At 70.0% G+C, this 15,838-nt stretch carries 14 protein-coding genes; 6 read left to right on the plus strand and 8 right to left on the minus strand.

Features of this window, described 5'->3' with window-relative positions:
* Positions 1–44: 44 nt before the first annotated feature.
* Both ACIA8N_RS28770 and ACIA8N_RS28775 read right to left on the minus strand, forming a co-directional pair.
* Positions 45–1,634 carry an NAD(P)/FAD-dependent oxidoreductase gene (locus ACIA8N_RS28770; protein WP_365781341.1) on the minus strand — a complete coding sequence of 530 codons (1,590 nt, stop codon included), beginning with the start codon at positions 1,632–1,634 and terminating at the stop codon, positions 45–47.
* A 58-nt stretch (positions 1,635–1,692) separates the two neighbouring features.
* Positions 1,693–2,115, minus strand: coding sequence for a MarR family transcriptional regulator (locus ACIA8N_RS28775; RefSeq protein ID WP_365781338.1), 423 nt, complete (start codon positions 2,113–2,115; stop codon positions 1,693–1,695).
* Positions 2,116–2,315: 200 nt separating this feature from the next.
* Here ACIA8N_RS28775 and eno point away from each other — a divergent pair, with 200 nt between their 5' ends.
* Complete coding sequence (eno, locus tag ACIA8N_RS28780; protein ID WP_365781336.1) at positions 2,316–3,632, plus strand: phosphopyruvate hydratase; 1,317 nt, start codon at positions 2,316–2,318, stop codon at positions 3,630–3,632.
* A 73-nt stretch (positions 3,633–3,705) separates the two neighbouring features.
* On the opposite strand, the gene ACIA8N_RS28785 is transcribed toward eno, so the two are convergent.
* The 3 genes from ACIA8N_RS28785 to ACIA8N_RS28795 form a co-directional block, all read right to left on the minus strand.
* Complete coding sequence (locus ACIA8N_RS28785) at positions 3,706–5,961, minus strand: serine/threonine-protein kinase (protein WP_365781334.1); 2,256 nt, start codon at positions 5,959–5,961, stop codon at positions 3,706–3,708.
* Entirely contained in the window at positions 5,943–6,863 is a 921-nt protein-coding gene (locus tag ACIA8N_RS28790; protein ID WP_365781332.1) for an oxygenase MpaB family protein, read from the minus strand. The genes ACIA8N_RS28785 and ACIA8N_RS28790 overlap by 19 nt, the downstream gene beginning before the upstream one ends.
* Before the next feature lie 96 nt (positions 6,864–6,959).
* Positions 6,960–7,697, minus strand: a complete 738-nt coding sequence (locus ACIA8N_RS28795) for a transporter (RefSeq protein WP_365781330.1) — start codon at positions 7,695–7,697, stop codon at positions 6,960–6,962.
* 283 nt (positions 7,698–7,980) lie between these two features.
* Between ACIA8N_RS28795 and ACIA8N_RS28800 the strand changes: the two genes are divergently transcribed.
* The 4 genes from ACIA8N_RS28800 to ACIA8N_RS28815 all read left to right on the plus strand — a co-directional run bounded on the left by ACIA8N_RS28800 (position 7,981) and on the right by ACIA8N_RS28815 (position 11,815).
* Entirely contained in the window at positions 7,981–8,748 is a 768-nt protein-coding gene (locus ACIA8N_RS28800) for an SDR family oxidoreductase (protein ID WP_365781328.1), read from the plus strand.
* Positions 8,749–9,123: 375 nt separating this feature from the next.
* Positions 9,124–9,780, plus strand: coding sequence for a leucine efflux protein LeuE (gene leuE, locus ACIA8N_RS28805; protein ID WP_365781326.1), 657 nt, complete (start codon positions 9,124–9,126; stop codon positions 9,778–9,780).
* Between the two features lie 51 nt (positions 9,781–9,831).
* Positions 9,832–11,061: a hypothetical protein gene (locus tag ACIA8N_RS28810; protein ID WP_365781324.1), complete on the plus strand. Its 1,230-nt coding sequence runs from the start codon at positions 9,832–9,834 to the stop codon at positions 11,059–11,061.
* Entirely contained in the window at positions 11,045–11,815 is a 771-nt protein-coding gene (locus ACIA8N_RS28815) for a hypothetical protein (RefSeq protein ID WP_365781322.1), read from the plus strand. Before ACIA8N_RS28810 ends, ACIA8N_RS28815 begins: the two co-directional genes overlap by 17 nt.
* Here the strand turns inward: ACIA8N_RS28815 and ACIA8N_RS28820 are convergent.
* From ACIA8N_RS28820 to ACIA8N_RS28830, 3 genes are all read right to left on the minus strand, one after another.
* The gene (locus tag ACIA8N_RS28820) at positions 11,784–12,221 is read right to left on the minus strand and encodes a nuclear transport factor 2 family protein (RefSeq protein WP_365781320.1); all 438 of its coding nucleotides are present in this window, start codon (positions 12,219–12,221) and stop codon (positions 11,784–11,786) included. The genes ACIA8N_RS28815 and ACIA8N_RS28820 overlap by 32 nt on opposite strands.
* Positions 12,222–12,419: 198 nt before the next feature.
* Positions 12,420–13,337 (minus strand): hypothetical protein, encoded by a 918-nt coding sequence (locus tag ACIA8N_RS28825; RefSeq protein WP_365781318.1) that lies wholly within the window; start codon positions 13,335–13,337, stop codon positions 12,420–12,422.
* Between the two features lie 674 nt (positions 13,338–14,011).
* Positions 14,012–15,250, minus strand: coding sequence for an IS701 family transposase (locus tag ACIA8N_RS28830; RefSeq protein WP_365781429.1), 1,239 nt, complete (start codon positions 15,248–15,250; stop codon positions 14,012–14,014).
* Positions 15,251–15,377: 127 nt separating this feature from the next.
* On the opposite strand from ACIA8N_RS28830, the gene ACIA8N_RS28835 reads away from it, so the two are divergent.
* A complete protein-coding gene (locus ACIA8N_RS28835; protein ID WP_365781316.1) occupies positions 15,378–15,779 on the plus strand; it encodes a hypothetical protein in 402 nt (133 codons plus the stop codon).
* Positions 15,780–15,838 lie beyond the last annotated feature (59 nt).

Here is a 15,838-nt window from a genome sequence, read left to right on the forward strand (position 1 = left end):
GACACGGCCGAACGGAGAGGCCGCGTGCGAAGGCGCGCTCGCGGTCACCGGCCGAGGGCCGCCATCGCCGCGTTGTGGCCGGGGATGCCGCTCACTCCCCCGCCCCGGACGGCGCCGGCTCCGCACAGCAGCACGTTGGCGTGCCGGGTCCCGACGCCCCAGCGGCCCCCGCCGTCGTCCTCCGCGCCGAGGCCGTCGTCCGTGTACGGGAAGGAGAGGTCGCGGTGGAAGATGTGGCCGCCGGGCAGGCGCAGTTCGCGTTCGAGGTCGAGCGGGGTCTTGGCCTCGATACAGGGCCGGCCGTCGGCGTCGAGGGCGAGGCAGTCGGCGATCGGCTCGTCCAGGTGGGCGTCGAGCTGGTCGAGGGTCTCCGCGAGGAGCGCGGCCCTGGTTGCCTCGTTGTCGTCGGTGAACAGCCGGGCGGGGGTGTGGAGCCCGAACAGGGTGAGGGTCTGGTGGCCGGTGGCGGCCAGGTCCCGGCCCAGGATCGTCGGGTCGGTGAGCGAGTGGCAGTAGATCTCGGAGGGCGGGGCGGAGGGCAGCCGGCCGGCGGTGGCCTCGGCGTGGGCGGTGGCCAGCTGCCCGTACCCCTCGGCGATGTGGAAGGTGCCGGCGAAGGCCTCGTGCGGGTCGACGGAGCGGTCGCGGAGCTTCGGCAGCCGGGTGAGCAGCATGTTGACCTTGAGCTGGGCGCCCTCCGGGGCGGGCGGGGGCGTGTCGCCGAGGAGGGTGGCGAGGTCGCTGGGCGAGGCGTTGACGAGGACGTGGCCCGCCTCGACCGTTCCCTCGCCGCCGTCCGTGCGGTAGGTGATCGCGGCGCGGTGCCCGTCGGTCTCGATCCGGGTGACCTCGTGGCCGGTACGCAGGTCGGCGCCCGCGGCCCGGGCCGCTTCGGCGAGGGCGTCGGTGAGGGCGCCCATGCCGCCCACGGGCACGTCCCAGTCGCCGGTACCGCCGCCGATGACGTGGTAGAGGAAGCAGCGGTTCTGGACGAGCGTCGGGTCGTGGGCGTCGGCGAAGGTGCCGATGAGGGCGTCGGTGAGCACGACGCCGCGGACGAGGTCGTCGGTGAAGGTCCGCTCGACGGTGACGCCGAGGGGCTCCTCGAAGAGCATCCGCCAGGTGTCGGCGTCGTCGACGCGGGCGCGCAGTGCGGCGCGGGTCGGGAGGGGCTCGGTGAGGGTGGGGAAGATGCGGCGGGCGGCCCGGCCGGTGCGGGCGTAGAAGGCCTGCCAGGCCTCGTACTCGCGGTCGGATCCGGTGAGCGCGGCGAAGGAGGCCCGTGTGCGCTCGGGGCCGCCGCCGACGAGGAGGCCCCGGTCGCCCTTCGGGGTGTACGAGGAGACGGACCGCTTCCGCACGGCGAACCGCAGCCCCAGCTCGCGCACGATCTTCTCGGGAAGGAGCGAGACGAGGTACGAGTACCGGGAGAGCCGCGCGTCGACCCCGGCGAAGGGCCGGGTGGAGACGGCCGCCCCGCCGGTGGAACCGAGCCGCTCGAGGACGAGCACGGAACGGCCCGCGCGGGCCAGGTAGGCGGCGGCGACGAGTCCGTTGTGACCGCCTCCGACGACGACGGCGTCGTAGGAGCGGGCGGGGGCCGGGGCGCCGTGGAGCGGTGCGGGATGCGTCATGGCTCATGCTCACACGGGGGCGCCGGGCGAGGAAGAGCGCGGATCGCGGGCAAGGCCGCTAGCGCGAGGCGAGCCGCTCCAGGAGGGCGGCGCTCTGCGCCAGCAAGGCCCGCTCTTCGGCGGTCAGTTCGGCCTCGATGGCCCGTGCGAGCCAGCCGACCCTGCGGCCGCGCTCCGCTTCGAGCGCGGCCCGGCCCGCGTCGGACAGCTCGACCAGCGACTTGCGGCCGTCCGTGGGGTGCGCCCTGCGCGTGATGAGGTCCTGCTCCATGAGCAGTCCCACCGCCCGGGCCATCGACTGGGGCCGCACCTGCTGGTCGGCGGCGAGGTCGCTGGTGGTCATGGCGCCGTGGCGGTCGAGTGCGCCCAGGACGGCGACCTGGCCCAGCGGGATGCGGTCCTCGTGCTTGACGCGTCGGGTGAGCTTGCCCATCGCGGTGCGCAGTTCGGCGGCGATGGCGGCGGCTTCCGGGGTGGGCATAGGGCACTTTAGCCCGTCGGCCGGCAGAGCGGTGCAGCTGACCTGCACGGCAACGCTGTGCCCATACAGTGCACAGCAATGCTGAACAGCCATACTGAACAGCAACACTGAACAGCATTGCTGTAGGGTTTCGGTTGTCGGGCTCAGCGCCAGCGTGGTCGCAGCCGGGGTCCGGCACACGACAAAGGGAAGGACCTCCCATGTCCGAGAACTCCGGGAACACGGCCGGAACGGTCGACGCCACCATCAAGAGCGTCACCGCCCGCCGGATCATCGACAGCCGGGGCAACCCCACGGTCGAGGTCGACGTCGTCCTGGCGGACGGTTCACTGGGACGCGCGGCCGTTCCCTCCGGCGCCTCCACCGGCGCCCGGGAGGCCGTGGAACTGCGCGACGGGGACTCCGCGCGCTGGCACGGCAAGGGCGTCGACCGCGCGGTGGCCCACGTCAACGGGGAGATCGCGGCATCCGTCCGCGGCCGTGCCGCGGCGGACCAGGCGGGCCTCGACGCCGCGCTCGTCGCCCTCGACGGCACGGCCACGAAGTCCCGGCTCGGCGCCAACGCGATCCTCGGCGTCTCCCTCGCCTCCGCCAAGGCCGCCGCCGCGGCCCACGGCCTGCCGCTCTACCGCTACCTCGGGGGAACCGACGCCCACCTCCTGCCGCTGCCGATGATGAACATCGTCAACGGCGGCGCCCACGCCGACAATCCGCTGGACTTCCAGGAGTTCATGATCGCGCCTGTGGGCGCGGACACCTTCGCCGAGGCCGTCCGCATGGGCAGCGAGGTCTTCCACACCCTGCGCCGCGACCTGCTGGCCGCCGGGCACTCCACGGGCGTCGGCGACGAGGGCGGCTTCGCCCCCGCGCTGCGGACCGCCGAGGAGGCGCTCGACTTCGTGATGGCCGCCATCGAGCGCACCGGCTACCGCCCCGGCACGGACATCGGCCTGGTCATGGACCCGGCGACGTCGGAGTTCTTCCGCGACGGGGTGTACGACTACGCGGGCGAGGGGGTGCGCCGCACTCCCTCCGAGCACGCCGACTACCTGGCCAAGCTCATCGACGCCTACCCGATCGTCTCCATCGAGGACCCGATGGCGGAGAACGACCTGGACGGCTGGCGCGAGCTGACCGCCCGCGTCGGCGACCGCTGCCAGCTCACCGGCGACGACGTGTTCTGCACCGACGAGACGCTGCTGCGGGAGGGCATCCGCACCGGCGTCGGCAACTCGGTCCTGGTCAAGGTCAATCAGATCGGGACCCTGACGGAGGCGCTGGCCGCGGTGGCCACCGCCCGCCAGGCGGGTTGGACGGCCGTCATGTCGCACCGCTCGGGCGAGACGGAGGACACCACCATCGCGGACCTGGCCGTGGCGACCGGCTGCGGTCAGATCAAGACCGGCTCGCTCTCGCGCTCCGACCGCACGGCGAAGTACAACCAACTGATCAGGATCGAGGAGGAGTTGGGCGACTCGGCGCGCTACGCGGGCCGCTCCGCACTGCGTCGCGCGTAGACACCGCGTCGGGCGTGGACTCCGCGACCGGGCGTGGACACCTCTTCGGCGTGACAGGCCTGCGGGGGCCCGGTCAGGCGCCGGGCGGGGTGGCCGCCCTCAGGAGGAGGGCGGCCGCTTCGGCGTGGCGGCCGAGACGCTCCAGACAGTGCGCCTCGTCGTCGAGAGCGGCGAGGGTGTCCGGGTGGGCGGGGCCGAGGAGGCGGGTACGGGTCGCCGCGACGGCACGCTGGGCCTCCAGCGCCTCTCCCCAGCGGCCGAGCCTGCCGAGGGCGACCGCGGTCTCACGCCGGCTCAGCAGGGTCTCCGGATGGTCCGGCCCCAGGACCCGCTTCCGGTCGGCGTGGACGCGCTCGGACTCGTCGAGCGCCTCCGGCCAGCGGCCGAGCCGCCCGAGGTTGACGGCGAGGGCGTGGCGGGCGCGCAGCGTCTCGGGCCCGTCGGCGCCCTGGGCGCGGGTGCGGGCCGCGACGAGGTCACGGCAGACGGCCAGGGCGTCGGCGGCCTGGCCGAGCCGGCCGAGGCAGACTCCGGTCTCGTAGCGGGCGGCGAGGGTGTCCGGATGCTCGGGCCCGAGGGCGGCGGCGCGCGCATCGGCGACCGCGCGGTACTCGGCGAGTGCCTCCTCCGCCCGGCCCAGGCGTCCCAGGGTGTACGCCACCTCGTGCCGGGTCACGAGGGTGTCGGGATGGTCCTCGCCGAGCAGCCGGGCCCGGGCCCGCGCGACCTCGTGCGCCGTACGGTACGACTCCTCCAGGCGGCCGAGGCGGGCGAGCGTGAAGGCCAGGTTGTGCCGGCAGAGCAGGGTGTCGGGGTGGTCGGGGCCCACGGTGCGCTCGCGTGCGGCGAGCACGGTGACGTACACCTCGTACGCCTCGGGGTGCCGTCCGAGGCGCCCGAGTGCGTACGCCCGCTCGTGCCGGGCCGCCAGGGTGTCGGGATGGTCCTCGCCGAGCACGCGGGCGCGGGCGGCGGCGACCCGGTCGAAGACGGCCAGGGCGTCGGCCGGGCGGTGGAGCCTGGCGAGGGCGAAGCCCAGTTCGTAGTGGCTGGCCAGGGTGTCGGGGTGGTCCTCGCCGAGGGCTGCCGCGCGGTGTTCGGCGACGGAGCGGTGCACGGACTCGGCCTCCTCCCAGCGGCCGAGACGGCCGAGGCCCATCCCGGCCCGGTACCGGCCGGCGAGCACGGCGATCAGCTCCGTGGAGGGAGCGGCCGGCGCGGGGCCTCCGGCGGACGGGTCGGTCGGGGCGGGCCGGCTCGGTTCGAGGCCTGCCGGCTCGATGGCTGCCGGTTCGAGGCCTGCCGGTGCCGGGCCCGAGGTGGTCCACTCGGTGGTGAGCACGGCCGCGGCGGGATCGTGGGCCACGGTGCGCGGGCCGGTGCCGGCGTCGGCGGGCCGGTGCCCGCCGGTGATGCCCCGGATCCAGGCGGGCGCGGGCACCGCGAGGGCCGCCGGAACGCCCCCGACCGGCGACGGCGGGACGCGCCCGGAGAAGATCCGGCGGCGCAGGTCTCCCGCGTCCACAGGGCGTTCCTCGGGCACCTTGGCGAGCAGGTCGACCACGATCCGGTCGAAGTAGTCGGGCAGCTCGGCGCGGTGGGTGCGTGGCGGGCGCGGCACGGTGTCCCGGTGTCCGATGAGGATCGCCCAGGAGTCACCCATGTCGAAGGGCGGGGCGCCGGTGGCGAGTTCGTACAGCACGCACCCCAGCGAGTAGAGGTCGCTGCGGTGGTCGACGTCGCCGCCGCCGATCTGCTCGGGCGACATGTAGTGGGGCGTGCCCATGGCGATGCCGGTCCCGGTGAGGCGGGACGTGAAGCCCATGTCGGCGCCCAGGCGCGCTATTCCGAAGTCGCAGATCTTCACCGTCCCGTCGCGCAGCCGCATGATGTTCGCGGGCTTCAGGTCGCGGTGCACGATCCCCTGGCGGTGGGTGTAGGCGAGGGCGTCGGCGACCTGGTCGGCGATCTCGACGACGTCATGGACGGGCAGCGGGTGCTGGGCGTTGTCGGCGAGGAGCTGACTGAGGTTGTGCCCCTCCAGGAGCTCCATGACGAGGAAGAGCACGCCGTCGTACTCGCCGAAGTCGTGCACGACGGTGATGCCCCGGTGCTGGAGCGCGGCGGCCACCCGGGCCTCGCGCCGGAACCGCTCGCGCACCACGGAGAGGATCTGGGGGTCCTGCTGCGGCCCGAGCGGTTTGAGGCACTTCACGGCGACCCCGCGGCCGAGCGCCTCGTCGGTGGCGCGCCACACCTCGCCCATGCCGCCGCGACCGATGACCTCGTGCAGCCGGTACCGGCCGTGGATCAGTCTGGAGTCCCCCATCGTGTGCTGCCGCCCCCGTCGTTCTCCTGCGCCTTCCCCGGCTCCTCCAGTATGGACGCCGGTTCGGACAGTGGGTACGGGGCGGGGTACGCGTACGTGTACGGGTCGGGTCGCGTCTGCGGCCCGAGCCGGTCCATGGCGCGGAGGATGTGCCGGGGCGGCAGCCGCCACCGCAGGCGGGCGGGGACGCACCGCAGCAGGTTGGCCGTCGCGCGGAGCCGGTGGGTGACGTCCTCGGGCGGCGGGGCGGGGCGGCCGTAGAGCGCGTGGGCGTAGGGGGGCAGCGTGTCGTACGCGAGCGCCGCGACGCGCCGCCAGATCACCTCGCGCGCCGGTACGAGGACGGGTTTGACGGGCGGGCGGCGGAGGAACTCCTCGACGGTGCGGGCATCGGGCCCGGCGGCGAGCCGGGGACGTACGGCGTCGAAGTAGGCGGCGAGTTCGGCGGTGGTGCCCGGAACGGCGGCCGGGTCGAGCCCGACGAGCCGCGCCGAGGTGCGGTGTTCGTCGACGTACCGGTCGGCCTGGGCGTCGGTGAGCGGGATGCCGGAGCGGCGGGCGACCGAGAGGTACGAGTCGGTCTCGGCGCAGTGCACCCAGAGGAGCAGTTCGGGGTCGTCCACGCCGAGCAGCCGGTGGATCCGGCGCACCCGGGCGCCGGCCGCCTCGGCTGCCTCGGCGGTCCCGTAACTCAGTGTCCCGACGAAGTCCGCGGTCCGCATGAGCCGGCCCCAGGGGTCCTGCCGGAAACCGCTGTTGATCATGACGCCGCGGACGGCGACGGGGTGCAGCGCCTGCAGCCAGAGGGCCCGGATACCCGCGAGCCACATCACGGGGTCGCTGTGCACCTGCCAGGTGACGGAACGGGGCCCGAAGAGCCCGGGATCGGCGTCCTGCCTCATGCCGCCCAGGCTACGCCTGAAGCCGCGCCATGCACCCGTGCACCCGCGAACCCGCCGGCCCGTGATGCCGATCCGCGATCCTGGTCCGTACGCCTGTCAGGTGACCCGGCGGCGGATCCACCGGGCACAGAATCCGGTCAGGGCCAGGGCGAGGCCGAAGTAGAGCCCGGTCTCGGCCCATTGAAGGGCCCAGAAGTTGCCGGCGGGCTGGTACGTCACCTGCTGCTTGTAGCCCAGGGCGCCGAGATCGGCGACGCAGCCTTCGACCTGCCGCAGGGTGGGCGGACCCGACTCGGTGCGCAGGCAGTCGGCGAAGGACGACGGCACGGGCGCCGGCCGGCCGGCGGCGTCCAGCGTCTGCTGGGAGGTGACCCAGGCCCCGGGCACTTCTTCGAGGTGCGCGACGATCTCCTTGGCGCCGTCCTGGATGCTGATCGGGGCGCCGCCGGGCTCGATCGGCACAATGGTGCGGTCCACGGCCGCCAGCTGGGACCGGATCCACATCGGCACGGCGATCTGGACGGCCGTGTAGAGGGCGAACGTGGTGGCCATCGCGGGCAGGGTCCGGCGGATGACGAGGCCGAGGGCGACGCCCAGGACGAAGGCGAAGGCGGCATGGCCCATGGGGACGACACCCCGTGCGGCGAAGGCCACCGGGTCGAGCCGCGGGAAGTACGTGTCCGTCGCGCCGCCGCCGTTGACGGCCCGGTCGATGGGGCTGCTCCACCGGCTCACCGCGAGCGAGGCCACTCCGGCGGCCGTGACGGCGGCCGCGGCGCCGAGGCCCAGTTTGGCCGCCACCCAGTGGGTGCGGGTGACGCCCTGGTTCCACACGAGGTAGTGGGTGCCGGTCTCCAGCTCGCGGGCGATCAGCGGCGCAACAGGCCGAGCCGCAGGGCGTGCGGACCTGCTGTACGAGCTGCTGGTACGTGGGCAGGCCGGACAGGGTGTTCAAGTGAAACTCAATCACCGGTTCCTCCATTTACCTAGTTGCCTAGCACTACCGCTCTCTACGGCGGAGGAACAGGGCCCGTATCGTCACCGCGGGGCGCAACGCCCGTTCACCACCGATCACTCCGATCACTCCGATCACTCCGATCAGCGAGAGGCACCCTCCATGAACGTCACGGCATCCGGTCGGCGCGTGCTCGTCAGCGGCGCGTCACGAGGCCTCGGTCGCGCGGTCGCCCGGGCGTTCGCGTCCAACGGCGACCATGTGGCCGTCCACTTCGGTACGCGCGAGCAGGAGGCCCGTACGACGCTCGCCTCCCTGGAGGGCAGCGGGCACACCCTCGTCGGCGGCGATCTCGCGGAGCCGGCGGGGGCGGTGGCCGTGGTGGACGCGGCGGCGGAGGCGCTCGGCGGGATCGACGTGCTGGTGAACAACGCGGCGGTGAACATCCGTCACCCGCTCGCGGAGACCCCGTACGAGGAGTGGGCGGCGGTGTGGCAGCAGCACGTGGCCGTGAACCTGCTCGCGACGGCCAATCTGAGCCATCTCGCGGCGCGGCGGATGATCGACCAGGGCGGGGGCGGCCGGATCGTGAACATCGGTTCCCGTGGCGCCTTCCGGGGTGAGCCGGACCATCCGGCGTACGGAGCGACGAAGGCCGCCGTGCACGCGCTGGGCCAGTCGCTCGCGGTGTCGCTCGCTCCGTACGGGATCGCCGTCGCCTCGGTCGCGCCCGGGTTCTTCGCGACGGAACGGGTCGCACCGCGGGTCACGGGGCCGGAGGGCGAGGCGATCCGGGCACAGAGCCCGTTCGGGCGGGTGGGCTCCGCCGAGGAGATCGCGGCGGCGGTGCTGTGGCTCGCCTCCCCCGCCGCCGAGTGGTCCTCGGGCACGATTCTCGACCTCAACGGCGCCTCGCACCTCAGGGGTTGAGGCCACCCCGGCGGACACGGTCCCCCGCCCCCTTACAGAGCTGCCTTCGATTCGGCCGCGGCGCGCTCGGCCCGAGATCGACAGCTATCTGGCCGCTCTGGGCCGGAGACGTTGGACCGCACCATCGCCGGGATCCGGCAGATGCTGGGCGAGGTAGGTTCGGTGATCAGGACCTGCTTGACATCGACGAGCTGGGCGCTTTCTGGGCGGACGACTTCACCCACATCAGCGAGAAGTACGCCCTGGAGCGCATCGGCGAGGTGGATGAGACGGTGAGCGCGCACCACGTGCGCACGGGAAACGACGTCGGATAGCGGTACCGCCGGGGCCCGGCCGGTCGACCGGGCCCCGGCGGGCAAAGAGAAGGGTGCCGGAATGCTGGGAGTGGAGAATCTGCTGACCTATGCCGTGGGCGCGCTGCTGATCATTCTGCTGCCGGGGCCGAGTTCTCTGTTCACGCTGTCGGTCGCCGCACGGCTCGGAGTCAGGGCCGGCTATCGCGCCGCGGCAGGGGTGTTCCTGGGCGAGACCCTCCTCATGGTGGCGACGGCGGCAGGGCTCGCTTCGCTGCTGCAGACCAACGAGCTGCTGTTCGCCATCGTGAAGTACGCCGGAGCCGGCTACTTGACCTGGATCGCGGTGGGCATGATCCGGGCGGCCTGGTCGATGTGGCGACGCCGTGACGAGAAGACCGCGGAGGACACGTCCGCCGCCCCCGACTCGCCGACGGGCGGGCGGCTGTTCCGGCGTTCGTTGGTGATCACCGTTCTGAACCCGAAGGCGATCTTGTTCTTCATCTCGTTCTTCGTACAGTTCGTCGACCCCCATCACGCGTACCCGGGGCTGTCCTTCGCGCTGCTCGCATTCGTGTACCAAGTCATCAGCGTTGCGTACGTGACCGCGTTGATCCTCGGCGGTACATACCTCGCCGCACAGTTCCGCCGCCGCCGTAAGCTGTCGGCGGGCCTCACGACGGGGGCGGGAGCACTGTTCCTCGGCTTCGCGGCGAAGCTCGCCACAACGAGCAACTGAGCGTGGCGCCGGCACGCCTCACGCAGATCCGCGAACGACAGGTACCGCTAGATGTATACGACAGAGCTGACAGAAGCCGACATCGACGCTACGAGCAACATCCTGGTTGCGCCTTCGACGCTGCAAGACGATGACCTGGTCCGGGACTTCTTCGGGTCCGTGATCACGCCGGAGGAGCTTGCTGCCGGTTCGCCCGATCTCGCGCAGAAGTCGGTCTACCTGTGCGGCGATACGTCCGGCATCAGCGTTCGTCAACTACGGCACGCCACACGGGTGTTCGTGGTGCGGGAACTGTCACACGGTTACCACGCAGACGTCGGCGACCCTTGGACGCTCGTCGACCTGGGCCGAGTCCCCCTTCGCGTACACGGCGTCGGCGTGTACTACCGCCGCTTTTTCGAACTCGGCTCCGATCACTTCGGACGGATCAGTTCGGAGCACGAGTTCCAGTCCCTGACGGAGTCCACCAAGCCCGGAACGGCCCATCGCAGCGGAATCTATCTGACGCCGGTCACACAGAGCGGTGACGAACTGCACTTCCGCCTGCTCCGGTGCTCGACGAACCTCTCGGGGCCGACCGAGAACTTCCGTCCGACCGACACGGCCATCGTCGAGGCGCTGAACCGCGAGGCCGCCGCCATCTTCCGGAACCAGGCGCCGCTGAATCACGTCCTCGCCCAGATCTACCGCAACACCTTGGCCACGGCGGAGCGCAAGCAGTCCAAGGCCAGGATCTCGGCGCACGCCGACAAGACCAAGGACATGCCCGTCAACGGCATCATGGCCTTCTGCACCTTCTACGACCGGCTCGACGGACTGCGACCCATGGCCGAAGACCCCTTCGACCACGGCGTGAAGAGTGCCAGCGGGCTGACCAGACTCCACTTCCGCCTCAAGGAGTCGACCGGAGAACGCGACGAGGTCGCGCTCCCCGCGCAGTTCACGCTGACTCTGTATCCCGGGTCCGTCTTCTTCATGCCGCTGTCCGTCAATCGCCTGTACACGCATGAAATCCGGCCCTCGTCGCTGGCCGCCGAGCTGCTCCCGACCCGCTTGGGATACGTGGTGCGCTGTTCGAGCACCGAAGCCGTTCACAGGGGCGGCCAGACGTTCCTCAAAGTGGCCGGAGAGTCGGTGGAGCTGGGGCCACCCACTTCGGACGGTATGGACGAGCTGCGCAGACTGTACGCCGAGGAGAACAGGACCTCGTCCTTCATCGACTACGGCGGGAAGTTTCTTTTCAGCATGAACACGGGAGACTATGTTGCGCCCCGAGTCTAGGTTCTCGGACGAGGTCCTCACCTTCACCTTGCCGACCGAGGAGAACCTCTTCGCGGAACTGTCCTCGGCCACTCACTGGGAAGACCTGGGTAAAGGCCGGCGAGGCGCCGTACTCACCAGAACCGACGAGGCGGACGGTGTGCCTCTCGTGCGTACCACCACTCGCTACGGCAGCCCCGCACTGCGCTTCCGGGCGGTACACGAACGGCTGGCGCGACAAGTACAAGAACGTGCGGCGCTTGCGGTCGGGTTCGACAACGCTCTCATCGAGAGCTACACGAACGCCTACACCACCATGGGCAGCCATTCCGACCAAGCCCTCGACCTGGCCGACGGTTCGTTCATCGCCGTCTTCTCCTGCTACGAGCATCCCGAGGCGGGCCCGCCGAGGAAGCTCATGTTCGAATCCAAGGGATCCGACGGCGAGAGGTTCGAGATCCCTCTCGTCCACAACAGCATCGTCGCGTTTTCCGTCGCATCGAATCGTCGGCTCAGGCACAAGATCGTCTTGGAGAAGCCCGTCCCGGCGGCGGACAACCCCTGGCTGGGCGTGACCTTCCGGACGTCGAAGACCTTCGTTCGGTTTCGCGACGGCCATGCGTATCTCCCACAGGGTGCACGCCTCACTCCGGCCGACGATGAGCAGAGGCGCGAGTTCTACCGACTGCGGCGCCGCGAGAACAGCGAAACGGACTTCATCTACCCATCGCTGACGTACACCCTCAGCGAGAGCGATCTGATGCCTCCCGTCTGACCGCCGCAGCTTCCGCGGCCTCGGCGGCCTCGGCGGCGATCCGGTCGAACTGAGCGCCCATCGCCTCGGCGAGCGCCTTGGCGGCGGAGAGCGGCCGGACCATGACGGTGAAGTCGTCGATCTTCCCCTCCTCGTCGAAGTGGAGGAAGTCGCAGCCCTGGATCTGCCGCCCGTCGACGGTGGCGGTGAAGACGAGGGCGTGGTCGCGGCCGTCGGGGTTCGCGATCTCGCGGACGTAGGTGAAGTCCTCGAAGACCCGCATCACCCCGCGCAGGACGGCTGCGGTGATCGCCCGGCCCGCGTACGGCTTGAAGGCGACAGGACTGGTGAACACGACGTTCTGGGCGAGGAGCGCCTCGATGGCGGCCTCGTCACGGTTCTCGACCGCCTTGCGGAACGGATGCACGACAACGCCTTCACTCAATTAGTTGACTAGGTGTGTCGGAGAGTAGATATGCGCCGTGCTGCTTGTCCACCCCTCTGCGCATTGTGACGAGGCGTTTTAGTTGGCATAAAAGTGGGATAGTTGGCACTGACTGCTGCCGACAGTCAGTACGACGTGTACCCGCTGGGCTTTGACGGCAGAGGGCGCTGACCTGCAGCTTCAGGCAAGCGGGTCGGGGGCCCTCGGGCTGTACGCGTCCGCTTCTTGCGCTACTACGACGTCCGTGTCGACGGACAGTTCCTCGTCTTGGTCGCAGGACCTTGCCAGGTACGTCGCATATAGAGCCAGGCGCTGCCGCAGTCGGAATCGCTGGCCGTGGCCGAGGTTGGCCTCGTGGAAGTGGCCTATCAGTGTGGTGAGGGCTTGGGAGCCGCCGGCGCTGCGTACCGCGACCGCGAAGGGGGACCGCGATGGTTCACCCCGCGTGACATCGCTCCACACGACGATCGACATGAAGCGCGGATCCATCTGGGTCCGCAGGCGCTCGAGCCGGTGGAGGTTGTCGAAGAGGCGGTCGCGGTCGGTGTCGGGCATGCACCAGCTTCCCATTCTGTGTCGGCGGTTGGCGTAGTCGATTCGGTTCTTCTGGGCGTCGAGGCCGTCCGCGATTTCCTCGACGATGTGAGTGAAGAGCGGCCACAGCCGCGCGTCGGTGAGTCTGTGCCCGAGCATGCGTTGTGCGTTGGCTCCCACTCCTGGAGAGACACCCAGGGACATTGCGCAATCCCACCATGTCTGCCCCGACGCGAGTTCTGCGAGCCGGAATGTGGCTCCGCGACGCAGGAGCCGGTCGTCACGATATGTGATGTTGGGGAGCTGTGCGCGGAGCTTTGCGAAGTGCATAAGATACCAGGAGCGTGGCAGGTATGCCGGGACTTGGGCGATGGTGAAGGTGTAGTTGTGCCGCAGTTTTCGGTAGAGAATATTGTTTTTGCGTGAATTTGGGTCGCGTGGTGACATTGCCCGTGCGAATTCCTTGGAGATGCCTGGTTCTTGGGCGATCCTAATCGCGTACGGCTTTGAACGCCTGTATGTCTCGGTGGAGAGGGTGCCTACCTTTTCGGTGAGGGTCCACATGTCGCGGTCTGCGATGAGATTGTCGGCGGCGAGGAGTAGTGCGCCGGATGTTGCAGGATCCGTCGGGGCGGTCCGAACTCCTGCGATTGTTGCTTTCGGTCCTGTGAATAGGTGGAGAGGAACGGTGCGATGTGTGCATCGACGATCGCGGCCAGAGTGCTGGTGGGCAAAAGGCGGTTCCCGGTTGGCCAGCTGAATTTGATGAGGCGTGTGGCTGTGATGAGGTCGGGGAAGTAGGTGTCGGCTGTGGGGGAAGTGTTAGCGCTGTTGGCAGGCGGATTCAGTCGTCCGTCGATGCGCTTTTGGAGTTCGAGTAGCAGTTGGAGGTCTTCCGGTGTGAGGGGTGAGTTTCTGTGGCTGTTTATGTGGTCCAGGCGGGCACCACAGACGGGTCCGGTGCTGGGTGTGGGGTTGTCGCCTGGCGGGACTTCGGAGTTTCGGCACTGAAGTGGGTGCAAGCCTTCGATGTTCGGTTGCTTGATCAGTGCGACGCGCCGCCGCTCGGGGTTGTTGAGGGGAAGGAGGCAGGACGGGCATTCGTGCTCGAGGAGGAGTTTGTGCCGGGTGCATGCGAACACGATGGGGAGGTGCCAGCGCAGTTGCCATGCGCCTCCGAGGGTGTTCTGGATGGGGCTGCCGTTACCGCTTAGTACTCCAGCTGTAGATCGTGATCTTCATGTCTGGGATGCGGCTTGTTGTCGGTAATGGCTGGTGCGGGAGCGGGCTTGATGGCGGCGGCGCCAGTCGGACCAGCCGAGCCGGTGGGCTGTGTCGTGGACCGGTCGGACGATGAGCGTGATGAACAGGCGCTGGATCTCGTTGCAGGACAGCGGGACCAGGTCAGTCGGCCCGGGGCGGCGGGTGTGTTCGTCGGCACGGACGACGGTGAGGAAGGCGTGGGCGAGCATGGCGAGGGTGACCCAGCGGCTCCAGGAGGGGTAGCGGCGGACCTGGTGCTCATCGAGTCCCGCCAGCCCCTTTTCGGTCTGGAAGGTCTCTTCCACCCGCCATCTGGATCCGGCGACCCGCACCAGCTCGGTCAGCGGAACCGGCTGGTGTGAGAAGCAGCGGTAGTAGGCGAGTTCGCCGGTGCCGCGGTTGCGGCGGATCAGCATCTGGTGGCGGCCCGGGCGGGGGTCGGCCAGGTCGATGACCGCCCAGTCGTAGAAGCGGTGTCCCTTGGCGCCAGCCCCTGCCGACAGCTTCTGCCAGGCCCGCTTCGGCACCTTCGCGGCCAGGGCATTCGCGCGGAACTTCCCTGCACCGGTGGTGACTTCGTGGGAGCAGGCGACGGCGAGCACGTAGCCGACGCCGCGCTCTTCCAGTGCGGACCGCAGTGTCGGGTTGCCGCCGTAGACCTCGTCACCTGTGACCCACTCGACGCGGTGTCCGGTGTTAAGGAACCGTTCGATCATGGTGCGGGCCAGTTCCGGCTTGGTCGCAAAGACGGTGTCCTCGCCGAGCCCTGCTGCCCGGCAGCGGTCCGGGTCGCACGTCCAGGAGCGCGGGATGTACAACTCCCGGTCCACCGCCGCGTGTCCCCGCTCGCCCGCGTAGACGAGATAGACGGCGACCTGGGCGTTCTCGATCCTGCCAGCGGTGCCGGTGTACTGGCGCTGGACGGCGACAGTGCGGGTGCCCTTCTTCACGTCGCCGGTCTCGTCGACGACCAGCACCGCTGCTTCGTCGTGGAGGTGTTCGACGACGTATTCGCGCACGTCGTCGCGGACGGCGTCGGCGTCCCAGACGGCCCGGGACAGCAGATGCTGCATGCCGTGCGGGCTGGCCTCCCCGGCCCACTCGGCGATGCTCCAGCAGTTCTTGCGCGGCAGATCCGACAGTAGCCCGAGCACAAGCCGCCCGGTCCGGCGCCGGGGTTCAACCCGGGCGAACCGGCCGGCTATGCGACCCATAAGGGCCTCGAACGCTTCCTGCCAACGGGCCGGGTCTACGCTGTGACCTGCGGCCACCGCATGATTGTTTGTCTTCACACGCCGATGATCAACGGTGGCCGCACCTATTGCGAGCACGAGGAGCACCATGCAGGTCGCCGGAGTCGACATTTACGTGAATCACCCGGTGCTGCACCTGGGAGCGACCGACTGGGTTCCAGTCTCCCTCGCTCTGGAGTCTGCGCCCGCGGCCAGCTGCGACACCCACGTGGCTGTTCGGGTTCGAGCTCAGAGGGGACTCATCAAAGTGCGTCTCTTCACACAGCCCCAAGCGCAGGAGGCCGAAGGGCCCGACCCGGATTTCACCACCGTCTTCGACGGCTCCCTCCTGCTGCCTGACGGCCGCATCGCAGTCGGCGATGTCGAGCAACTGACCCGCTTCGTGCATCGAGTGGGCGACCGCGGCGAGTGCAACGTGCGTGTCGCAGTGGACTCGCCGGGGCCGGACGCCGGCGCCATCGACATCACCATCACCCGCCCCAGCCAGTGATCTGCCGGGACGGCCACCTCGGGGTATGCAGGCCGCTCAGCAGCGGTCCCGTTCACAAG

It is taken from the genome of Streptomyces sp. NPDC051822 (assembly GCF_044452745.1).
Lineage (GTDB): Bacteria > Actinomycetota > Actinomycetes > Streptomycetales > Streptomycetaceae > Streptomyces.